The organism is Phycisphaerales bacterium (genome assembly GCA_040217175.1).
In the GTDB taxonomy this organism is placed as follows: Bacteria; Planctomycetota; Phycisphaerae; order Phycisphaerales; family UBA1924; genus JAHCJI01.
The window spans coordinates 148,158-165,319 of the sequence record JAVJNT010000002.1 but is presented as its reverse complement, the minus strand read 5'-3'; the positions used below and the strand labels follow the sequence as shown (position 1 = coordinate 165,319).

At 68.1% G+C, this 17,162-nt stretch carries 16 protein-coding genes; 10 read left to right on the top strand and 6 right to left on the bottom strand.

What is annotated here, in order from left to right; genetic code table 11:
• Positions 1 to 25 precede the first annotated feature (25 nt).
• The 3 genes from RIA68_07725 to RIA68_07715 are packed head-to-tail and all read left to right on the top strand — an operon-like array spanning position 26 to position 3,236.
• On the top strand, positions 26 to 898 hold the full coding sequence (locus RIA68_07725; GenBank protein ID MEQ8317330.1) for an EfeM/EfeO family lipoprotein: 873 nt from the start codon (positions 26 to 28) through the stop codon (positions 896 to 898).
• Positions 895 to 2,550, top strand: coding sequence for an iron ABC transporter permease (locus tag RIA68_07720; GenBank protein ID MEQ8317329.1), 1,656 nt, complete (start codon positions 895 to 897; stop codon positions 2,548 to 2,550). Before RIA68_07725 ends, RIA68_07720 begins: the two co-directional genes overlap by 4 nt.
• On the top strand, positions 2,547 to 3,236 hold the full coding sequence (locus RIA68_07715; GenBank protein MEQ8317328.1) for an ATP-binding cassette domain-containing protein: 690 nt from the start codon (positions 2,547 to 2,549) through the stop codon (positions 3,234 to 3,236). Before RIA68_07720 ends, RIA68_07715 begins: the two co-directional genes overlap by 4 nt.
• A gap of 50 nt (positions 3,237 to 3,286) precedes the next feature.
• On the opposite strand, the gene RIA68_07710 is transcribed toward RIA68_07715, so the two are convergent.
• The 3 genes from RIA68_07710 to RIA68_07700 all read right to left on the bottom strand — a co-directional run bounded on the left by RIA68_07710 (position 3,287) and on the right by RIA68_07700 (position 7,862).
• A complete protein-coding gene (locus RIA68_07710; protein ID MEQ8317327.1) occupies positions 3,287 to 4,441 on the bottom strand; it encodes an HD domain-containing protein in 1,155 nt (384 codons plus the stop codon).
• Positions 4,438 to 6,231: a hypothetical protein gene (locus RIA68_07705; protein MEQ8317326.1), complete on the bottom strand. Its 1,794-nt coding sequence runs from the start codon at positions 6,229 to 6,231 to the stop codon at positions 4,438 to 4,440. The genes RIA68_07710 and RIA68_07705 overlap by 4 nt, the downstream gene beginning before the upstream one ends.
• A 311-nt stretch (positions 6,232 to 6,542) precedes the next feature.
• Positions 6,543 to 7,862 carry a GGDEF domain-containing protein gene (locus RIA68_07700; protein ID MEQ8317325.1) on the bottom strand — a complete coding sequence of 440 codons (1,320 nt, stop codon included), beginning with the start codon at positions 7,860 to 7,862 and terminating at the stop codon, positions 6,543 to 6,545.
• 452 nt (positions 7,863 to 8,314) lie between these two features.
• On the opposite strand from RIA68_07700, the gene RIA68_07695 reads away from it, so the two are divergent.
• Positions 8,315 to 8,812 (top strand): YHS domain-containing (seleno)protein, encoded by a 498-nt coding sequence (locus RIA68_07695; GenBank protein ID MEQ8317324.1) that lies wholly within the window; start codon positions 8,315 to 8,317, stop codon positions 8,810 to 8,812.
• Between the two features lie 70 nt (positions 8,813 to 8,882).
• Positions 8,883 to 9,461: a uracil-DNA glycosylase family protein gene (locus RIA68_07690; protein ID MEQ8317323.1), complete on the top strand. Its 579-nt coding sequence runs from the start codon at positions 8,883 to 8,885 to the stop codon at positions 9,459 to 9,461.
• A gap of 6 nt (positions 9,462 to 9,467) precedes the next feature.
• On the opposite strand, the gene RIA68_07685 is transcribed toward RIA68_07690, so the two are convergent.
• Positions 9,468 to 11,186, bottom strand: coding sequence for an ATPase, T2SS/T4P/T4SS family (locus RIA68_07685; GenBank protein MEQ8317322.1), 1,719 nt, complete (start codon positions 11,184 to 11,186; stop codon positions 9,468 to 9,470).
• A 164-nt stretch (positions 11,187 to 11,350) separates the two neighbouring features.
• Here RIA68_07685 and RIA68_07680 point away from each other — a divergent pair, with 164 nt between their 5' ends.
• Both RIA68_07680 and RIA68_07675 read left to right on the top strand, forming a co-directional pair.
• Complete coding sequence (locus RIA68_07680) at positions 11,351 to 12,103, top strand: 6-phosphogluconolactonase (GenBank protein ID MEQ8317321.1); 753 nt, start codon at positions 11,351 to 11,353, stop codon at positions 12,101 to 12,103.
• Positions 12,104 to 12,121: 18 nt separating this feature from the next.
• Complete coding sequence (locus RIA68_07675; GenBank protein MEQ8317320.1) at positions 12,122 to 12,865, top strand: RluA family pseudouridine synthase; 744 nt, start codon at positions 12,122 to 12,124, stop codon at positions 12,863 to 12,865.
• On the opposite strand, the gene hemW is transcribed toward RIA68_07675, so the two are convergent.
• Positions 12,862 to 14,061: a radical SAM family heme chaperone HemW gene (hemW, locus tag RIA68_07670; protein ID MEQ8317319.1), complete on the bottom strand. Its 1,200-nt coding sequence runs from the start codon at positions 14,059 to 14,061 to the stop codon at positions 12,862 to 12,864. The two genes, RIA68_07675 and hemW, sit on opposite strands and share 4 nt — an antisense overlap.
• A 118-nt stretch (positions 14,062 to 14,179) precedes the next feature.
• Between hemW and RIA68_07665 the strand changes: the two genes are divergently transcribed.
• Positions 14,180 to 14,656: an FHA domain-containing protein gene (locus RIA68_07665; GenBank protein ID MEQ8317318.1), complete on the top strand. Its 477-nt coding sequence runs from the start codon at positions 14,180 to 14,182 to the stop codon at positions 14,654 to 14,656.
• A gap of 15 nt (positions 14,657 to 14,671) precedes the next feature.
• On the opposite strand, the gene RIA68_07660 is transcribed toward RIA68_07665, so the two are convergent.
• Complete coding sequence (locus RIA68_07660) at positions 14,672 to 14,851, bottom strand: hypothetical protein (GenBank protein MEQ8317317.1); 180 nt, start codon at positions 14,849 to 14,851, stop codon at positions 14,672 to 14,674.
• 101 nt (positions 14,852 to 14,952) lie between these two features.
• Between RIA68_07660 and RIA68_07655 the strand changes: the two genes are divergently transcribed.
• Together RIA68_07655 and uppS are read left to right on the top strand one after the other, a co-directional pair.
• Positions 14,953 to 16,356, top strand: a complete 1,404-nt coding sequence (locus tag RIA68_07655; protein ID MEQ8317316.1) for an adenylosuccinate synthase — start codon at positions 14,953 to 14,955, stop codon at positions 16,354 to 16,356.
• A complete protein-coding gene (gene uppS / locus RIA68_07650; protein MEQ8317315.1) occupies positions 16,353 to 17,117 on the top strand; it encodes a polyprenyl diphosphate synthase in 765 nt (254 codons plus the stop codon). The genes RIA68_07655 and uppS overlap by 4 nt, the downstream gene beginning before the upstream one ends.
• Positions 17,118 to 17,162 lie beyond the last annotated feature (45 nt).

Below are 17,162 nucleotides of genomic sequence, written 5' to 3'. Positions count from 1 at the left end.
AAACGCTGCAAAGGAGTCCGAGATGATGGAACGCCGTGAATTCATGATGGCTGGCGTCGCCGCGGCCGCGGGCGCCACCCTGGCTAGCCGAGGCCTGGCCGCGTCAGCGACTTCCGCACGCGCAACCCTGCGGCCGACGCCCGAGCACGAAAAGGCGGTCGCCGAGGGCATCGCCTACTTCCAAAAACGGTGTCAAGACCAAATGCCCCTGGTACGGGAGCTCGCGGCCGCTGTCGCCAGCGGCGACCTGCAGCGTGCGAAGCGGGCCTACGTCGAGTCGCGCCCGCCCTACGAGGAGATCGAGGTGCTCGCCGCGTCATTCGAGGAGAGTGACTCGGACATCGACGCGCGGCCGTACGCGTTCGAGCGCGGCGAGACCGATCCCGAGTTTCGCGGATTCCACAAGGTCGAGGCGCTGATCTTCGCGTACGAAGACCTCGCCGCTGCCAAGCCGTTTGCCGATCGCCTCGTCCTCAGTATCGAGCGCCTGGATCGAGAGCTGGGCGAGCTCGACCGATTCAGCGTCGAGGGTCAGTTCGGTGGCATGTACATGCTGACTAATGAGGTCGCCGCAAAGAAGGTCTCCAGCGAGGAAGAGACCTGGTCCGACCAGAGCCTGCTCATCTTCCGGCACAATTGGATTGGCGTGTACAGCCAGTTCAAGCCGTTCGCGAGCATCCTGGCCGAAGCGAACCAGTCACGCGTTGACGCTGTCGACCAGGCCTACCGCGCCGCGATGGCGACGCTCGAAGGCCACTTCCGTGAGGGCTCGGCCGCCGGCACGCCCTACAGCCGGATCGGCATCGCCGAGCGACGCACGATGGCCGATGCGAGCAATCGGTTCCGCGACGCCATCGCCGGCGCCGCCGCTGCGATCGGCGTCGACGTCCCGGCATGAGCGCACCCATCGGCCGGCTGTCGGCACTCGGCTGGACGGCGATCGCATGGGGCGTTGCGCTGACGGTCGTCGTCCCGCTTGCGGTCGTCGTGGCGAGCCTTGCCGGCGACAGCGACGGCATCTTCGGCCACATCGTCGAGACCCGGCTCGCCACGTACGCGGGCAATACGGCGTTGCTCTGCCTGGGCGTCGCCGCGCTGACGCTGTTGCTCGGCGTGCCACCGGCGTGGTTCGTGACCATGCATCGATTCACCGGACGTCGCATCCTGTCGATCCTCTTGCTGCTGCCCTTTGCCGTTCCGGCATACATCGCCTCGTATTCGGTGACCGACCTCTTGCAGCCCTCTGGCCCCTTGCAGCAACTGGCAATCGGTGAGGACGGCGTCCGCTGGTGGTGGCCAAGGATGCGTTCGCTGCCGGGCGCCGTGGTCATCCTCTCCTTCTGCCTCTATCCCTACGTCTATCTCGCCTCGCGGGCCGCGTTCCTCGCGCTGCCCGGTTCGCTGATGGATGCCGCCAAGACGCTCGGCTGTGGGCCGGCGAGCGTCCTATTCCGCGTGGTGCTCCCGATCTCCGCACCGACCATCGCGGGCGGCCTGTTGCTCGTCGTCATGGAGACCGTCGCGGACTTCGGCGCCGTCGATTACTGCGCCGTCGATACCTTCGCCACAGGCGTGTACCGAGCGTGGGCCACGCTCGGCTCGCCCGTCGCCGCGGCCCAACTCGGCTCGGTACTGCTCGGTGCGATGGCGGTTGCGCTCTTCGTGCTGGCCGTCGCCCGCGGTCGTCGTCGCTTCCATGCCTCGGACGCCAGCTCGCACACGCCGCACCCGACGCACCTGCACGGTCTTCGCGGCGTCATCGCGCTCGGCGTCTGCGCCCTCCCGATCATCGGCGGGTTCGTGCTCCCCGTCGGCTGGCTGACGGTCCTGACCATCACGAACGGCGATCGTCGCGCGGGCGAACTCTTGCTCGATCACGGGACCGCCACCATCGCGCTCTCGGCCTGTGCGGCCCTGCTCGTCGTCGTGACCAGCCTCCTGCTCGTTGAGGCCAGGCGAATGAACAAGACCTGGGCGACGCGGGCCTCGCTCAAGGCAAGCTACCTCGGGTATGCCGTCCCGGGCACCGTGCTCGCCGTCGGTCTGCTCATCCCGCTTGCGTGGCTCGACCACCGCCTCAACGACGCGTGGGCCTGGCTCGGCGGCGAGCGGCTCGGCCTCGTGCTCACTGGCACGGTCGTCGCCGTCCTCCTGGGCTACCAGGCCCGTTTCCTGGCCGTCGGAAGTGGCTTCCTGCGGTCCGGGCTCGACCGAGTCTCGCCCAGGCTCGACGAAGCAGCGCATTCGCTCGGCGGTTCACCGATTCGGATCTTCGGGCGCATCCACCTGCCGCTGCTGCTGCCTGCGATGTTCGCCGCGATGCTATTGGTCTTCGTCGACGCCGCGAAGGAACTGCCCATGACCCTCATGCTCCGACCGTTTGGCCTCGACACGCTGGCCGTCCGCGTATACCAACTCGCCAGCGACGAGCGCCTTGGCGAGGCCTCTTCGGGCGCCCTGGCGATCGTCGCCGTCGGGCTGGTGCCCGTGGTCGTGCTCTCGACGGCGATGGAGTCCCGCATGAACAAACTGGCGAGGTCGCCACGATGACGCGAGTAGATGCGACGGCCGATAGAAACGCCGGCGGCCTGGTGATCGAGGACCTGTGCTTCGCGTACGAGCGCGACGCGGAGGTCGTCTGCGGCCTCTCGCTCAACGTCGCGGCCGGCGAGGTACACGCCGTGCTCGGGCCTTCGGGCTGCGGCAAGTCGACGCTGTTGCGGCTGATCGCCGGGCTCGAGCGACCAAGGTCGGGCAGGATCGAAGTCGGTGGGCGATGCGTCGCGGGCGACGGCGTCTTCGTTCCAGCGGCCCGCCGCCGCGTGGGCGTGGTGTTCCAGGACTACGCGCTCTTTCCCACGATGACCGCGGCGGCCAACGTCCGCTTCGCCATGCGACACCGGCCGCGAAGCGAGCGGCACCAGAAGACGGCCGAACTGCTCGACCTCGTGGGCATGAACAGCTTTGCGCGCGCGATGCCCTTCACCCTCAGCGGCGGCCAGCAGCAGCGCATCGCCCTTGCCCGCGCCCTGGCGCGCGACCCGATCGTGATGCTGCTCGACGAGCCCTTCGCCAGCCTCGACCCCGAGCTTCGCCAAGATCTTGCGCCGCGCACGCTGTCCCTCCTCCGCGAGCGCGGCATCGCGACCGTGCTGGTAACCCACCACGCCTCCGAGGCCAACGCCGCCGATGCCCAGACGTTCATGCCAAGCGCAGCGCTTGCGGCGCAGACGTAGAGGCTCGAAGTGCGGCGCATTCGTGCCCGAAGGGCCGGGTGCCGCGGCTTCTACGCCGCCGCTTCGGGCGGGTCATCGTGCGTGCCAAGCCGTCCGATGACGCGCGTCCGGAACACCTCGAACAGGTCTCGGTCGAAGGCCGTGCCGCTGTCCTTTTCGAGGAGCTCGAGACAACGCTCGCTGGAGAGTCCCGCGCGATAGGGCCGGTCGCTCCTGAGTGCGTCGAACACGTCGGCAATCTGGATGAGCTGGCTGCAGAGCGAAGGCGTTCGATCACCGCGAGCGTGCGGATAGCCCTTGCCATCGATACGCATGTGGTGCTCGTAGGCCGCGACCACCGCCAGGTCGTTGACGCCCCGCACGCCAGCAAGGAGGGCCGCCCCCGAAGATGGGTGCTTTTGCATCTCGGTGCGCTCGGCGTTGGACAGCTTGCCCGGCTTGCCCAGCAGACGGATCGGCGTGAGTCGCTTGCCGACGTCGTGCAGCAGTGCCGCCTCGGTAATCTGGTGCAGCGTGTCGCCCGACAGCCCGGTTGCCTGCGCGAGGGCCGAGGCGATCAGTCCCACGTTGATGGCGTGGACGTAGGTGTATTCGTCGTGCGACTTCAGGGTGACCAGTGGCACCATCGCGTCGCTATTGGCGAGCATGGCCGCACTCATCCTGGCTGCGAGCTGCGCAACATCATCCCCGATTCGGCGTTCGCCCGCAAGCAGCGACGTCCAGGTCTCCTGCAACTGGTACGCACCGCCACCATCGGTGATGTCTGTGTCGTCACCAGGCCGACAGGCCTTGGGTGGCGCCGCGCCCGCGAGCGTGCCAGGGTCCGACCGGACGATGGTGCTGCGATGGATCCGCCCCGACGGACTCGATGACCACGCCGTACCGCTTCCTTGATCCAGCAGCCACGAAACGTCGGACTTGGTCAAGCCTCGATCAAAGGTAACGAGCTGGATGCCGCCCTGTGTAAGCTGCCGTGCGAAGGCTGCATTCTTCGCCCAGGGCTCGATGACGATGATCCTGTTGATGATCAGGCCAGTCCGCACCGAACTCAGCGAGATGCTCGCGTTGGCGGTAGCGGCGGTGACGTCGCCAAGGGCCCGCTCGATCGCTTGCTTCGTCAGCGCGTGCTCACGCCCGTAGAGCCGTTCGGCTTCTTCTGCCATCACCAGAGCCCGGATCGCCTGATTCGGAGAGATCGAAGTCACGCGGCGGTCCTCCTCTGCAGGGCATACTCGTGCTGATCTGGTGCGACTGCTCGGATTCGCAACCTTGCGGCCTGGAGCGCCAGCCTCGAAAGCCTGGTCTGGGGCCTGCGAGAAAGCACGCTGACGAGCGCGTTCAAGGCATCTGTCCGGAGACTGAATGCGAACCGGCGCAGCGTCCATCGAGCGATGTCGTTCGTCAGACTGTCCGACCTGTCGCGATCCATGATGAGGGCCAGCCGTCGCGCCTCCTCGATACCGGGCGCCGCGCTGCCCACGTCGCCGCGTAACCGCTCGATCAAGACGCCTACGTGGTGCGGGATGGCGGCTTGGGCTCCAATCAGTCGGATCTCGTCGTTCTCGTCGCTCAGCGCACGAATGATCAAGGCCCTCGGCCACGTGCCGCCCAGCCGCTCCATCAACCGGAACGCGTGCTCGCGGCTGGTCGCATCGGCACCCAACAACGCGCTGCGCAGGAGCGTCGGCATCTGATCCGCGTCGTGCTCCGCGACGAGGAACGCGAGCCGTACCGCGTCGGCCGGATCCGCGTCCGCCAGCAGGATGCACCGGTCGACGAGTTCGCCTGAGGGCATCTTTCTCGAAGCATCGATGACCGCGGCCCGAACGCCCGAACTCTGCGTCCGCCGAGCGACGTCGAGCAGAAAGTCGAGCGCATCTCCGCCGCGTTCGCGATGCAGCGCCAACTGTTCGGTCAGGATGAGCGCACTGGGACACCGGGCTAGCGCGTCGGCCAGCCACTGCTCCCTGCTGGCAATCTCGAGCAGCGCGTGCGCTGCCCGCCGCTGCTCCTTGGATGCGCCCTTCCGAGACGTCGCGGTCGCGAGCCTGATGATCCGCTGCAGGGTATCGAATCGGCCGTCCGACGCCAGCCGAGCGGCCCGGTGCGTCAGGATCTCGTAGAGATTGCTGACGTCGATATCGTCATCGGGCGGCGACTCGGCGAGGTCGCAGATGATCTCGGTCGCCAGCGCGGACAGCGAAGACTGCTCGTCCTCGAGCCGCAACCCGATCGGCGTGGGCGGCAGCGCTTCGCTCGACAGCATGCGATCCAAGAGGACCGAGTAGGACTCGGAACGGAACTCGCCCCTTGACTTGCGCTCCAGGATCTCTGCCGAAACGCGGGCCGCCCGCTCTTGTCCGGGCGTCGCCGCGCTCCCGTCGTCCAACCAGCGGGTGGCAATCGATGCCAGCGAACGGAGATCCGTCGACGATCCGACGGCGAGGTCGGCCAGGCGCCGCAAGAGGAGGAGCGACGTCTCGCTGATCTGCGAGTCCTTGCGGGCCAGCACCGCCATCGCGTCGGTCAGGTTCGTCAACGGCACTTGCGACAGCGCAAACGCCGCTTGCTCGTACGTGACCGAGTCCTGGGCCGAAAGGGCCTGGAGCAGCTGGCGTTGATGCGAACTCTCCATCTGATGGAACTGATGCTGGAACCACTGGATGGAGTCACCGGACTCGCCGCCGTCCGTCGGATCGCTCGCCTCGCTGGCGGACGCGCGGAGCCGTTCAAGAGTCTGCCGCACCTCGGAGGGCATCGACGCAACGGCTGCGCTCCGCGCCCCCCCGAACGAAACGGCCCGGTCGTCTCCGGTGTCGTCGGCGAGTCCATCATCCGCCGGGTGAGCCGCGGTTCGCTCTGACGGCTGGAACGCCCGAACGGCGCCCTCCGTGCAAGAGAAGACCTGCTCGATCACCTGCGAAGGAGTCAGGTCCTTCGAGCCCAGCACACGGACGAGGCCGACGAGCGCATCCCGCGAAGCTGGTCGGTGCAACGAAAGCCCCACGATGCTCCGCGATCGAAGCGTCCTTGCGAGGCCGCTGGCAATCTGCCGGTCTTCCGCGCCATCGATCGTGAGACCCGAATCCAGAACTCGGAAGATCAGCGGCTCCCGGACCCCTCGCATCGCATCCCGGCACTCTTGCAGGGCGTGCTCGAAGGATGGATGTCCCGGCTCATACAGGGCCGAACACTCCCAGAGTGCACCGATCGCCTGGGCAACGCGGATCGCACGATCAGAGCTCGCATCGACGCGATCGCGACGCGGGGCCTCATCACCGCAATGGTCGGTGGACGCGTGATCCATCACGCCCTCCGCACCGATTCGGGCCCGGAGTCCAGGTGCCAGTCGGACTTGCGACGCCGACGCAGGTCGTCTCCATCCGAGCCCGAGTCGAGACGCACGACGAGGCTCTTGCCCGTCGAGAACTTGGCCGAGTACATCGCGGCGTCCGCGTGCTGGAGCAGCACGTCGATCGACTCCAGCGGTCCAGCAACGCTGACGACGCCGATGCTTGCCGGACAATGGACGGCGTGGCCAGCGGGTCCGTAGGGTGCAGACAGCACATCGTACAGGTGCGTCGCAAACGCTTCGACCACGCTGGCATCGATGTCGACCAAGACGACGACGAACTCGTCGCCCCCGATGCGCGCCGCGAGCGGCATACCCGCCTCGCCCCGGAAGGTCGAACCAACGACGCCAACCAGGCGTTCGGCAAATTCGACGAGGACGGCATCGCCACGCTTATGGCCATGGGCGTCGTTGACTTCCTTGAAGCCGTTCAGATCGAGGTATGCCAGTGCGATATTCGGCGAAGGCTCCTTGACGCGCTCCAGCCTACGGGCATACGCCTCGAACTTGCGGCGATTGGCGAGCCCGGTCAGCATGTCGGTGTAGGCAAACGACCGCAGTTCTTCCTCAAGCTGGTGCCTCGCCGTGACGTCGCTGACACGAATGAGGGCCGTACTGCCCGAAGCGAACGCCCAGACCTCGAAGCGAGAGTCGTCGCCACCCGTATCGCTCGAGAACCGGGCCGGCGCGCCGGTTGAGCAAGCCTCGCGGACCGCGCCGAGGACGCACTCACGCAGCGAAAGCGGCGCGACGTCTTGCAGCGACGTCGCGCCGCGTAGCTCGCACAAGATCGACCCGTGTGCGTGCTCGGAGACGCGCACGAACTCGATCGCCAGAGGCATGGAACCGTCCTCGAGACCGTGGGCAACGATCAACGCGTCGGCGGTCGAATCAAGGAGCGCCGACAGGCTCTTGCCCGACATAGCCACCCCAAGATCGATGTCGATGAGTGCCTGATCCATCAGGCGGCGGCGGCGAGCGCCGTCTGCGATGAACGCCAAGGCGACCAGGCCCGCCACCGCCGTGAGCACGCCGAGCGCCTCGATCACCCTCGATACGGCCAGATTTCCTGGCAACGACAGCGAATCGCCCCAGGATGCCGAGCCATACACCACGCCCGCCAGTGCCAGCAGGAAGATTCCGACGGACGAAGAGAGCAATCCAAGCCACGCCGCCAGCTGACGACTGCGCCAGATCAGCGGTATGAGGCACCCCAGGGCGAGCAGCGAGATGCTCAGCCCGATGGCCTCGGTCGCTTGGAGTTGCGGCACCATGCTCGCTTGATCGGGGCATCTCACGGCTCGATTCGTCCGGGCAGTGCTCCGCCTGGTCAACGAGGCAGGTGCTTCCGCACATGACGCTTGTGCCGCGCACGAGACCGCAGTTATCAGGCCCCAGGGCAGCCCACACGCGTGCTCTGGGGCGGTGAATGCAGCAAACACGCCACGATCCGCGGCACAACGCCCGAAGATCTCGATCGACGGGAACAACGCCGGGAAGCGAGTGCTTTTCCGCCTTCGTGAGCCCGCGACAGTCCATCCAGCACTCCCCCCGATGCGACCGCCGGGACGCGAGCCAGGCCGAACTCAACGGCACGGGCCTCTCCCTCTTCTAGCGATCTGCTGCTGCCCGCGCGCCCAGGGTGCGCGCACGCTCCGTTCTTTCACGACCAACGAACACCACCAATGGCACGCGCATCACGATGCGCCGTGCCCGGAGATCGCACATGAACAGCACGCTCGTCATCGTCACCCTCGTCCTGACCGGGGCCGCCGCCATCGCCGGCGTCGGACTGGCCGACCAGTCCTCGACCGCCTCTCAGGACGCGGCGCCGCCGCGCTCGCCGGCCCACACCATCCCGCTCGGCGTGAGCGGGTACAGCCCCGTGTCGTACCTGACCAGGGGCAAGGCCGAGCCCGGCTCGCCCCGGCACGCCGCCAAGCACGAGGGCGTCACCTACTTCTTCACCGACGCCGGCCAGGCCAAGGCATTCAAGGCCGACCCCGAGCGCTACCTGCCGGCCTACGGCGGGTTCTGCGCCTTCGGCTGCTCGGTCGATTCCGATTTCGTGCCCGACCCCACGAGTTTCGAGATCATCGAAGGCCGCACGCACCTCTTCCTGAAGAACGAGGAGGTCGACGCCAAGGCCCTCTGGCGTGATGCCGAAGAGCGGGACGTCCGCTCGAAGGCCGACCGCTACTGGGAGCGCAAGCAGGCCCGGTAGACTCTCAGAATCCGTCCCGCCCACGCGAAAGCGTCGGCGGGGCCTTCTCGCCCGTCCAAAGGACTCGCCCATGCGCCTCACCGTGCTACTCGAAGAGGTCCGCAGCTGCACGCTGTGCGCCGAGCACCTGCCCCTCGGCCCCAAGCCGCTGGTGCAGGCGGCTGCCGGCGCGAGGGTCCTGATCATCGGCCAGGCCCCCGGCTCGGCCGCCCACGCCAGCGGCAAGCCCTGGGACGACCGCAGCGGCCAGCGACTCCGCGAGTGGCTTGGCGTCGACGAAAAGACCTTCTATGACCCCAAGTGCATCGCGCTCGTGCCGATGGGCTTCTGCTTCCCCGGCACCGGCGCCTCGGGAGACCTGCCCCCACGCCCCGAGTGCGCACCCGCATGGCACGCCAAGCTCCGCGCTTCCCTGAAGCGCATCGAGCTGACGATCCTCCTCGGGCGCTACGCCTTCGAGCACGAGCTCGGCGACCGCTACGGCACGCTCACCGAAGCCACGTGCGACTACCCGAACCTGCTGCCCAGCTCGATGGTGCTGCCACACCCCTCGCCGCGCAACAACCGCTGGCTCGCGAAGAATCCCTGGTTCCTGAAAGACGCGGCGCCCACGCTCCAGGCACGGATGCGAGAGCTCCTGGGCGAGTAGCCTGGTTCACTCCTCGCCGGCGACCTGGTCGACCTCTTCGAGGCTCGTCACGCCCTGGGCCGCCAGCCGCAGGCCGAAGCTCCGCAGCGTCGTGAACAGGTCCGCCTCGATGACCTTCTTGATCGCTTGGATCGAGGGCTCCTGCAGCACGATGTCGCGCAGGGCGTCGTTAAATTCGAGCAATTCGAAGATCGCCCGCCGGCCGACGAAACCCGTCCGCAGGCACCGGGCGCACCCGGTGGGCGTGTAGACGTGGTTCGCCTTGCTCGACGCGCCCGAGTGCTTGCTGAGCGTCGCGCCCAGCTTGCTGGCCTGCCCGGGGCTCAGCGGCACCTCGTGCCGGCAGCTCGTGCACAACACGCGTACCAGCCGCTGGGCGAGCACCAGGTCGAGCGCATTCGCGACGAGATAGGGCTCGACGCCCAGGTCAAGAAGCCGGAAGATCGCCGCCACCGTGTCCTTGGCGTGCACGGTCGAGAACACCAAGTGCCCGGTCATGGCCGCCTGCATGGCTGTCCGCGCCGTCTCCTCGTCGCGGATCTCGCCGACCAGGATCACGTCGGGATCCTGCCGCAGCACGCTGCGCAACAGCCCGCTGAAGCCCAGCCCCTGCTTCTCGTCGACGGGGATCTGCGTCACGCCCGACAGCTTGTACTCGACCGGATCCTCGATCGTGATGACGTTCTTGCGCTCGCGATCGATCTCGCGCACGCAGTTGTGCAGCGTGGTGGTCTTGCCGCTGCCCGTCGGCCCGCACACGAGCAGCATGCCGGCGTCCTTGCCCACGACCTTGCGGATGCGCGGATGCATGTACGGCGCGAGCCCCAGGCTATCGATCGAGTGCGGCACGCCCCGCCCGTCCAGCACGCGCATCACCAGCTTCTGCCCGCCAACGGCGGGCGTAAAGCTCACGCGATATTCCACGCGGCGGTCGCTGCCGCCCTCCCCGTCGCCGCCGAACATCGCCGACATCGTCCCGTCGTGCACGGCCTGCTTGCCCGACACTTCGAGCTCGCACGCGGTCTTGATCAGGTTGCACGCCAGATTGCCCGCGCTGCTGGGCAGCTCGGCCAGCGGCACCATCTGCCCGTCCACACGCAGCCGGGCCTGGTACGTCTCGCCCCGAGGCTCGAGGTGGATGTCCGTCGCCCGGCTCTTGTCGGCGCTGGCCAGCAGCAGCCGCACCGCCACCGGCCCGGGGCTCTCGCCCAGCAGCGCGCCCGAGCGCTCGCCCGACGCGTTCAGGATCGTCAGGTCCTCGACCATCCCGCCCGCGGGTGGCAGGCTCTCGATCGTCCGGCGGATCTCCTTGGCCCACGACGACCTCGTCGCCGATGCCGTCGATCCCTTCTTCTTGCGCCCCGTCCGCAGCGCGGTCGCCGTCGACGAGTCGCCGCCGTCGGCCTCCTCGTCGTCGCTGCCTTCGACCAGTTCGACCAGGAACTCGTGCCCGCCCACGCGGATGACGTCGCCCTCGTCGAGGTAGGTCTGCTGCACCTTCACCTCGTTCACGCGCGTGCCGTTCCGAGAGTCCAGGTCAACGACCAGGTAGCGGCCCGTCACGTCCGATCGCACCGCACAATGATGCCGGCTGGCCTTCTCGTCGGCTAGGCGAACCGTGTTCGACGGGTGCCGACCGATCGTCACCTCGCGGCCGTCGAGCGTGTGCGTCCGTCCCTGCCAGCCATGCGGCCGCAGGACGAGTCGTGGGGTAGCGGGGGCCATGATCCGGTGCTGCTCCTGGTGCCGGTGTCGGGGCCGGCCGCATCGCCCTCCCCGAGGGCTGGCTCTCCTACCAGTCTACAACGGGCAGGTTGCACGCGTGACGTTCGACCGCTTCGACCGCCACACGAAGTGGTCTTATGGGGCGAAGCAGGCGACAATGCACCGTGGATCTCCCGCCCATCGAACTTGAGAATGACCCGACCCCGCCGCTGCTCCGCGACACCGTCGCGTTCGAGGCCTCGACCGAAGAAGCGCTCGCCGCCCTCGCCAGCGACCTCACCCTCCAGGCGACCGCCTGCGTCCGGGAGTTCGGCAGCTTCCACCTGGGCGTCTCGGGCGGCGCCACGCTGAGCCTGCTCGAGCGACTCTGCCGAGAGCTCATGACCGACCCTGCCTACCGATCCCTGCCCTGGCGCGACACCCACCTCTGGGCCATCGACGAGGCCCCCGTCGCGCACGACCAGCCGCAGAGCGTGTACGGTGTGCTGCGAGACCTCATCATCGGCCACTCGGGAATCCCAAGAGACCAGGTCCACGGCATCTCTGCTTTCAGGCCCGCCGCCGACGACGAATACGAGCGCCAGCTCCAGAAGCACCTCGGCGCCCGGCCCACCGGCCACGACCGGCTGGACATGGCCGTGCTCGGGCTGGGTGGAGACGGCGTCGCCGGCCGGCTCGACCCCGAGCACGCCCGCCGCGAGGACCGCCTGGTCGTCCGCCTGCCCGACCAGTCGGTCACGCTCACCGAGCGCATGCTCGCGGGCAGTCGGTTCCTGGGCGTGCTCGCGGTGGGCAAGCAGGTACGCGGCGCCCTCGAAGCCATCGCCGACGGCGGGCAGTCGCCCGTTCCCGAACTCCTCGGCGGCCACACGCGCTGGTACGTCGACCACGACGCGACCGGCCAAGAGAGCTGGTAGGACGGGCCCGGGAACCACATGAACCTCAGCATCGAGCCCAACGAGCGCGTGACCTTCACGGTCTGCTACGAAGACGAGCACCTGCTGGTCGTCAACAAGAAGGCGCGCCTCGCCACGGTGCCGGGCAAGGCGCACGCCAGCGACACCCTGCTCAACGGCTTGTTCTGTCGGTACGGCGCGAAGCTCCAGAACGTCGGCAAGGCTCGCGAGTTCGGCATGATGCACCGCCTCGACAAGCCCACCAGCGGCTTGCTCCTGGTCGCCCTCTCGACCGAGAGCTACGACGCCCTGGCCGACCTCTTCCGCAACCGGGAACTGGCCAAGTTCTACTACGCCATCACCCGCCGAGCGCCCGCCAAGCTGCCGACCGGCACGATCAACCGCCCGATCCTCGAAGAACAGAAGGACAAGAAGCTCGCCCGCATCGCCAGCAGCGGCAAGCCCGCGCTCACGGCCTACCGGCTCGTCGAGCAGAACCCCGCGGCGGCGTTGCTCGAGTGCCGGGCCATTACCGGTCGCCTCCACCAGGTCCGCGTGCACCTTGCCTCCATCGGCTGCGCAATCCTGGGCGACGACCTCTACGCCAATCCGACCGTGGCCGACGCCGCCAGCCGCATGATGCTGCACGCCCACCGCCTGGCGTTCAAGCATCCCATGACCGGCCAGCAGGTGGACGTGCACGCGCCGCTTCCCAGAGACTTCGTCGCCACCCTCAAACGCATCGGCCTGGGCAAGCCGGGCACTTCCAGCCCGAATCCCTAGAGAAGCCCCATGAACTCGGCCGCGATCCCGTCGGCCAGCATCATGCCGCGGTCGGTCAGCCGCCAGCGATCACCGTCGATCTCTAGGTGGCCGCGCTCGTGCTGCCGCAGCGCCTCAGCGTGCAACCCACCGGGCAGTTCGCTCGCGTCGATGCCCTCGCGCAGCCGCAGGCCGGTCATGATCCGCTCGGCCATCGCGCGCCGGGCGTCCGGCTCTTCCACGTCGATCGCCGGCGGCACGCCGCGCGCGCTCGGAGCGCTGAGGTACGAATCGAGCCGCGGCACGTTCTTCCAGCGCCAGCCCGCGACGTGCCCGCTGGCCGACGGCCCCGCGGCGAGCCACTGCTCCTGCCGCCAGTACGCGAGGTTGTGGCTGCACTCGGCGCCGGGCCTGGCGTAGTTGCTGACCTCGTAGCGGTCGTATCCGCGCGCGCGGAGCGTGTCGAGCGTCAGCTGCAGCATGTCGGCCTCGAGGTCTTCGTCCGCGGGCTCGAACTGCCCGCGCTCCATCCGCGCGGTCATCGCCGTGTTGGGCTCGTAGGTCAGCGCATAGCAGCTGAGATGTTCCACGCCGAACATGACCGCCTCGTTGAGGTCGGCTTCCCAGTCGGCGAGCGTCTGGCCCGGGATGCCGAAGATCAGGTCCACCGATTGGCGCGCGATGCCGGCGCTCCGCGCCAGCTCGATCGCCCTGCCGACGTTCGCCGGGTCGTGCCAGCGCTCGAGCGTCTTGAGATGCCGGGGGTTAAACGACTGGGCCCCGATGCTGATGCGGTTGACGCCGCCGTTCGCGAGCGTCCCGAAGAGCTCGTCCGAGGCCGTTTCGGGGTTGCATTCGACCGTGAACTCGGCACCGCCCAGCTCGAACCGATCGTGCAACGTCGCCAGCAGACGGGCCCACAGATCAGTCCTGAGCAGCGTGGGCGTGCCACCCCCGACGAAGATGCTCGTGAGCGTACCGGCGAGCGGGGCGATGTGGGCGAGCTCGGCGATCAGGCGATCCGTGAACGGGCCCTGCCGATCACGGGTATCCACGATGCTGTAGAAGTCGCAGTAGTGGCACTTGTGAAAGCAAAACGGCACGTGGATGTACAGGGCCTGGACGGGTACCGACACCCCCCCGCGAGCGCGCAATGATTCCAGCGGATGGGCCACGCCCTGGCGTTGCCCGGCGACGGTGATGGGGGTACGGTCCACTTCTGTCACCCGGAGATGGCCCGGCGTCGGGCCAGACGCAATCGATGCGGCCCCATCCCGGAGGCCGATCGCAACAGGCTCGGGCCCGAAGGCGTGGCCGCAAGCGGGAGTGTACGCCGTGTCGATCGAACTCGTGCTCGTGACGTCAGACGGTGAGCAGCGCCCGTTCGCGGTCTCCCGGGCCCGCATCATCGGCCGCGAAGAAGACTGCGACCTCCGCGTCCCCGTGGCCGAGGTCTCACGCGAGCACTGCCGCGTCGAGCCCAACGAGCACGGCGGCCTCTCGGTCGAGGACCTCGGCTCGAGCAACGGCACCTTTATCAACGGTCTGCAGATCGAAGAAGCCGAGATGTCCCCCGGCGACGTCATGAAGATCGGCCCGGCATTCATGGTGCTCCGCGTCAACGGCGACCCCGCCAGCATCGATAACGACGCCGCCATCGAGAAGGGCACGCCCAGCGAGCTCGAGCAACCGACCAGCCAGCCGCAGGCCTCCAAGCAGGTCGGCCAGGGCTCGGTGCTCGAGGACGACGACGAGGACCTGTTCTCGGACTTCGACTTCGACGACGACGACGACGACGCACCGAAGCTCTGAGGCCGGAGCTCCGCCCTAGGCCGTCTTTCGAGGATTGGGTCCGTCGTCCGGCCGTTGCGCGGGGATGCGGATGGCCGTGCCGCAGGCCTTGCAGCGCACGGTCTTGCCACGCGCCGACGTCGGCACCGCCAGGATCTTCCGGCAGGTGAGGTTCGGGCACATGATGCTGAGGCCGTGGTCTTTCTTGTCTGCCATTGGTGCCCGTCCGTCCATATGGTTGAGTCTTGGGATCATCGGACCATTCGAGCGTCCGATCGAGCCGAAATCGCCGATCACCGCGAGCTTTCCGGAGCAGCATGTCAGGACAAACCCCAATTGCCCCCGACGCCGCGTCGGATCGCCAGTCGGCCCTGGCCCACACGCTCTGCCCCACGGGCCAAGCGGCCGCGGTGGTGGGGCTGCAGTGGGGCGATGAGGGCAAGGGCAAGTACGTCGACCTGCTCGCCCCGGGCTTCGACGCGGTGGCTCGGTACAACGGCGGGGCCAACGCCGGCCACACCATCGTCGTCGGCGGCCAGAAGTACGCCCTCCATCTCGTGCCCTCGGGCATCCTGCACCCGGGCACCAAGGCCGTCATCGGGAACGGCGCCGTCGTCGACCCGTTCCAACTCGTAAAGGAACTCGACGCGCTCGAGGCCCGCGGCATCGACACGGCGGCGCTCGTCGTTTCGAGCCGGGCGCACGTGGTGATGCCCTACCACAAGGCCATGGACGCGCGCCTCGAAGCAGCGATGGAGGCGCTCGCCCGCGAGCAGGGCGTGAGCACCACCGCGATCGGCACGACCAAGCGCGGCATCGGCCCGACCTACGCCGAGAAGGCGATGCGCATGACCGCGGTCCGCATGGGCGACCTCATCCGGGGCGGCGCGATCCTGGCCGATCGTGTGAAGCTCGCCGCGAGCCTGCACAACCAGTCGAGCGCGGCCTCGGGCGAAGCGCCGCTGGATCCCGAGGCGATGCTCCGCGAGCTTGCGCCCATTGCCGAGCGACTTCGCCCGAACGTCGCCGACTCGACCTACCTGCTGCACGAGACGCTCGCCGCCGGCGGACGCGTGCTGTTCGAGGGCGGCAACGCAACGTTGCTGGACATCGACCACGGCACGTATCCGTACGTCACCAGCTCCAATTGCTCGGCCCTCGGCATCGCCACGGGCAGCGGCGTGCCCGGGCGTATGCTCTCGGGCGTCATCGGCGTGATGAAGGCGTATACCACTCGCGTCGGGCTCGGCCCCATGCCCACCGAGATCGAGGGCGAGCTGGCCCAGCGCATCCGCGACCGCGGCGGCGAGTACGGCACGACCACCGGCCGGCCGCGACGCATCGGCTGGCTCGACCTCGTGGCCCTGCGTTACTCGGCCATGGTCAACGGCGTGACGCACGTGGCAATGACCATGCTCGACGTGCTGGGCGGCGTCGACGAGATCAAGGCCTGCACGGCCTACGACGTCGACGGCGTCAAGACCGATCGTTTCCTGCCAGACGCGGCCGACCTTGCGCACGCTAAGCCGCTGTACGAGACGCTGCCTGGGTTTTCGCAGGACGTCAGCGGCTGCCGGAGCATCTCGGACCTTCCGAGCGAGGCCCGGGCGTTCATCGAGCGCGTCGAATCGGCCCTGGGCGTGCCCGTGGCGTTCGTGGGCGTAGGGCCCGATCGCGCCCAGACGATCCTCAACCTGGAGCGGGGCGTAGCTTCGGCATGAGCGCGACCGCGACCACCACCGGCGAGCATCCGCTCGGGCTCGACCCCGCACGCGTCCCCAGGCACGTGGCGATCATCATGGACGGCAACGGCCGCTGGGCCGAGGCGCAGGGCCTGCCGCGCATCTGGGGCCACCGCGAGGGGGCCGTCCGCGTGCGCGAGGTCGTGGAGCGCGCGGGCGAGCTGGGCGTGACGCACCTGACGCTCTATGCCTTCTCGAGCGAGAATTGGCGGCGGCCTCAAGACGAGGTTGCCCAGCTCATGCTGCTCTGCGTGGCCTACCTCGACGGCGAGGCCGAGCGTCTCATCGAGGAGGGCATCCGCCTGCGCGTCATCGGCCGTCGCGAGGGCCTGCCGGACGAAGTTCGGTCGGCGATCGAAAGAGTCGAGGGCATCACGGCGCGTGGCACGCGAGCGAATCTGACCCTGGCACTCAACTACGGCGGTCGGGATGAGATCGTTGATGCGACGCGGGCCATCGCCGCGAAGGCCGCCGCTGGCGAGATCCGTCCGGAGGACATCGACCCGGCGATGATCGCCCGGCACCTCTACACCGCCGATCTGCCCGACCCCGACCTGCTCATCCGCACGGCGGGCGAGCGGCGCCTGAGCAACTACCTGCTGTGGCAGGTGAGCTATGCCGAGTTGTTCATCAGTGACGCCGCATGGCCCGAGTTCGGAGCGGAACGCTTCGATGAGGCGGTGCGGGACTATGCTGGGAGGGTGCGTCGGTTTGGGAAGACGGATGCGCAATTGCGCTAGGTCCGCGAGACTCCGACCAAAGCAATGAATACGCGTGGAGGCTAG